Source organism: Frankia sp. CcWB2, assembly GCF_977927585.1.
In genome coordinates this window covers 10,641-14,259 of the sequence record NZ_CDWRCM010000071.1, presented here as the reverse complement: position 1 = coordinate 14,259, position 3,619 = coordinate 10,641, and the positions used below count along the sequence as shown (strand labels likewise).

Here is a 3,619-nt window from a genome sequence, read left to right as displayed (position 1 = left end):
CCTGGAAGGGCTACTCCGCAAGAACCTGGAGGCGGGACGACTGGCCTTCTCGAGCTCGCTCGCCGAGGCGGCTGACCGGGCCGAGGTGCATTTCATCTGCGTGGGAACACCGCAACGGCCCGATTCCGGCGCGACGGACCTGCGCCACGTCGAAGCGGTGACGAATGGTCTGATCGCGACCGGGCTGCGGCCCGGGACGCTGGTGGTGGGCAAGTCGACGGTTCCCACGGGCACCGCGGCCCGGCTGGCCGGACGACTTGCCGCCGGCGCCCCGGGCGCGGAACTTGCGTGGAATCCCGAGTTCCTCCGGGAGGGGTCCGCCATCGACGACACCCTGCGGCCGGACCGCCTGGTCTTCGGGGTCGTCCCGGGTGGCATCGCCGAGGCACGGCTGCGGGCGGTCTACGCCAGAACGATCAAAGAAGGCACACCCGTCATCGTCACCGACTTCGCCACGGCCGAGATCGTGAAGGTCGCCGCGAACGCCTTCCTCGCGACGAAAATCTCCTTCATCAACGCGATGGCCGAAATCTGCGACATGACCGGGGGGAACGTGACCGAGCTCGCCGCCGCCCTGGCTCACGACCCCAGGATCGGGCCCCGGTTCCTCCAGGCCGGCATCGGCTTCGGTGGCGGCTGCCTACCCAAGGACCTCCGTGCCTTCCAGGCCCGCGCGGACGAGCTGGGAGTCGGCTCCGCGCTGGCCTTCCTCACCGAGGTCGACGCCGTCAACACGCGGGCCCGGACGCGGACGGTGGCGCTAGCCACCAAGGCGCTGGGGGGCTCGCCGACGGGCCGGATGGTGGCGGTCCTCGGTGCCGCCTTCAAACCGAACTCCGATGACATCCGCGACTCGCCCGCCCTCGACGTGGCCACCGCGCTGCACCGCGCCGGCGGCCACGTGTCCGTGTACGACCCCGCGGCGATCCCGAACGCCCGCGTTCGCTACCCGTACCTGCACTACACCGACTCGGTGATACGGGCCGTGGCAGGAGCGGAGATCGTCCTGGTCCTGACGGAATGGAGCGAGTTCCGCGAGATCGACCCGGCCGCCCTGCGACCGCACGTCAGCAGACCCATCGTCATCGACGGACGGCACGTCCTGGATCCCGCGGTCTGGCGGGATGCCGGCTGGATCTACCACGCGCTCGGACGGCCACTCGCGTGACCCGCCTACCGGACCTACCGGACTAGGCAAGCTTGACCCGACGACAATCCGACGACGCGACCCATCCCATGCCGCCGTGGACCGCCCTACGGCAGAACCTCGACCAGTGCCCCGGTCTCCACCTGGTAGACGAATCCACGCACCGAGGTGGTGGACTGCAGGAACGGCGACGAACGCAGCACCCTGACGGACTTGCGCACGTCCTCCTTGACATCGAGAAAGGAATACACGTCCCATTCGGGACGAACGCCCGTCTCGTGCTCCACCTGGTCCCGGAACCCGTCGTCGGTAATCCTTTCGAGACCACATCCGGTGTGGTGTAAAAGAATGATCTCCGTCGTTCCCAGCACGTGCTGGCTCACGGCGAGCGAGCGGACCACATCCGGGGTGATGACACCACCGGCGTTGCGCAGGATGTGGGCGTCACCTTCGACGAGACCGAGCAGAGCCTCCACCTGGATCCGCGCGTCCATACAGGCAACCACCGCGACGCCCAGGCGCGGCCGCGCGCCGGGCAGGGCAGGAAGCCCGGCCTCCCGCCGCCGGACGGGGTGACCTACGGCGTAGCTCAGCAGGAGTTCGGTCGCCGTGGCATCGCTACCCACTGGGCCCACCGGCTCCACCGGGCTCACAGGACGCACGGTGTCCGCGGGGCGCACGGTGTCCGCCTGGGCGTCGGCAACGGAGCCAACAGCAGTGTGGTCATCGGTGTCCACGTGGTCATCGGTCCTTGACGTTGACATCAACGGCTCGGCCGGCGACTCGAGCGGATCATGATGATGCGTCCTTCCGATCAATGGTCCCCACCCTCCCACTGCCAGGATGCCGTCCATGGGCCCAGCTTCGCCAACGTTCCCAAGCTTTTGCCGAAGTTGTGCCACTCACGTTGCCCGCCGCACCGGATTGGTGGCATCACCTAGCGTAAAGATGGGAACAGCTACTCGGTGACTCCACCACGCGCCGACGGGTTCACCGCTACGTCCGGCACCATGGCCGGTGAGCCGGCCTCGCCACGGATGCCCACCACGCCACCGTCGACGGGGGTGGCACGGTGGGCGGGCGGGAGCAGCCGGTACTCTCTCCGAGTGGTAAATATCGATCGGGGTCGCCCGTGGTGAGACACCGACAGACCCGCTCACCGATGCAGGTACTCATCCACGAGATGGGCAAGTTCGGGCTGGTCGGCGGCGCGTGTTACGCCATCGACTTTCTTGTCTCCAACCTGTGCCACACGCTTCTCGGAATGGGTCCACTCAGCGCGAAGACCGTCTCCACGGTGGTCGCTGCCACCTTTTCCTACATCGGGAACCGGCAATGGTCGTTCAACCATCGCGCCCGAACCGGTCTACGTCGCGAGTACACACTCTTCGTGATCCTGAATACGGTCGGGTTGCTGATCGCGCTCGGCTGCCTCGGGTTCGCACGCTATGTACTCGATCTCAAGGGCGTACTTGCGTTCAACCTGTTCGGTAACATCATCGGCACCGGGCTGGGCACCGTATTCCGGTTCTGGGCCTACAAGAAGTGGGTCTTCCTCCACCCGGACCATCCCAAGGCCACCGCGAACGGCGGAGCCCGTCAGGACGGTCGTCGGCGCATCCCGGAGCATGCGGGCCGGATCTGACCGCACCAGCGGCCCCCGGCCCGACGCACATTCCGCCGCCTCGTCCGGCACCGGACCGGCCGTTTCAGGTGCGCCGCGCATCGCCGCCACCCCCGGACGCCCAACACGCCCGCCGACACGGCACGACAGCGGAACAGGACGTTCCGCCCTCCCGCCGTCCCCGGCAGACAAGTCGGGAACAACCTAGTTCCGATACCGAACGGTTCCCGAACCTTCGCCGGTGGGCTACGCTCGGCGGGCCATGCTGGCGCCGCGCGCCCACAGCCCTCCATCCAGCGAGACACATCGGCTACCGGGAACGCCGCGTGGAGCGCCGTCCAGTCCGCAGCAACCTGGAGGGTGTGTCGTGACCCCGTCCTCGCTCGCGTCGTCGCACCCCGGCGGCCGACCTCGCGACGAGAGCCGGGACCAGGCGATCCGCACCGCCACCCTCGACCTTCTGGCCGAGGTCGGATACGACGGTGTGACGATGGACCGGGTGGCCACCCGGGCGCGAGCCGGAAAGGCCACCATCTACCGGCGCTGGCCGTCAAAGCTCGCCCTGGTGATGGACGCGGTCAACGCCTTCACCGAGCAGCGGATGCCGGTACCCGACAACGGCTCCCTCCGCTTGGACATCCTTGAGTTCCTGACCTCGTTCCATGACACGATCCGCGGCGATCGGGGACGGATCCTCGCGGAACTGATCTCGGAGATGCCGCGCAATCCCGGTCTGCGCGATGCCCTGCGCCGCGGCCTCTGGATGCAACGCCAGGCAAGCTCGGAGGCCATCATCGAACGCGGGATCGCCCGTGGCGAGGTCCGCCCGGACGTCGACCGCACGGTAC

At 68.1% G+C, this 3,619-nt stretch carries 4 protein-coding genes; 3 read left to right on the top strand and 1 reads right to left on the bottom strand.

Going from position 1 to position 3,619, the window contains the following annotated elements; genetic code table 11:
* A partial coding sequence (locus ACY45C_RS09890) for a UDP-glucose dehydrogenase family protein (RefSeq protein ID WP_462187326.1) occupies positions 1-1,168 on the top strand: 1,168 nt, incomplete at its 5' end.
* A gap of 86 nt (positions 1,169-1,254) precedes the next feature.
* On the opposite strand, the gene ACY45C_RS09885 is transcribed toward ACY45C_RS09890, so the two are convergent.
* Positions 1,255-1,884 (bottom strand): beta-class carbonic anhydrase, encoded by a 630-nt coding sequence (locus ACY45C_RS09885; protein WP_462187325.1) that lies wholly within the window; start codon positions 1,882-1,884, stop codon positions 1,255-1,257.
* Between the two features lie 425 nt (positions 1,885-2,309).
* Here ACY45C_RS09885 and ACY45C_RS09880 point away from each other — a divergent pair, with 425 nt between their 5' ends.
* Both ACY45C_RS09880 and ACY45C_RS09875 read left to right on the top strand, forming a co-directional pair.
* Complete coding sequence (locus ACY45C_RS09880; protein WP_462187324.1) at positions 2,310-2,792, top strand: GtrA family protein; 483 nt, start codon at positions 2,310-2,312, stop codon at positions 2,790-2,792.
* A gap of 346 nt (positions 2,793-3,138) precedes the next feature.
* Positions 3,139-3,619, top strand: a 481-nt coding sequence (locus ACY45C_RS09875) for a TetR/AcrR family transcriptional regulator (protein WP_462187323.1), incomplete at its 3' end; no start/stop codon positions are given.

What these genes read in the sequence shown, in the direction of transcription:
- ACY45C_RS09880 (WP_462187324.1), top strand. Translation starts at nt 2,310, where the DNA reads ATGCAGGTACTCATCCACGAGATGGGCAAGTTCGGGCTGGTCGGCGGC.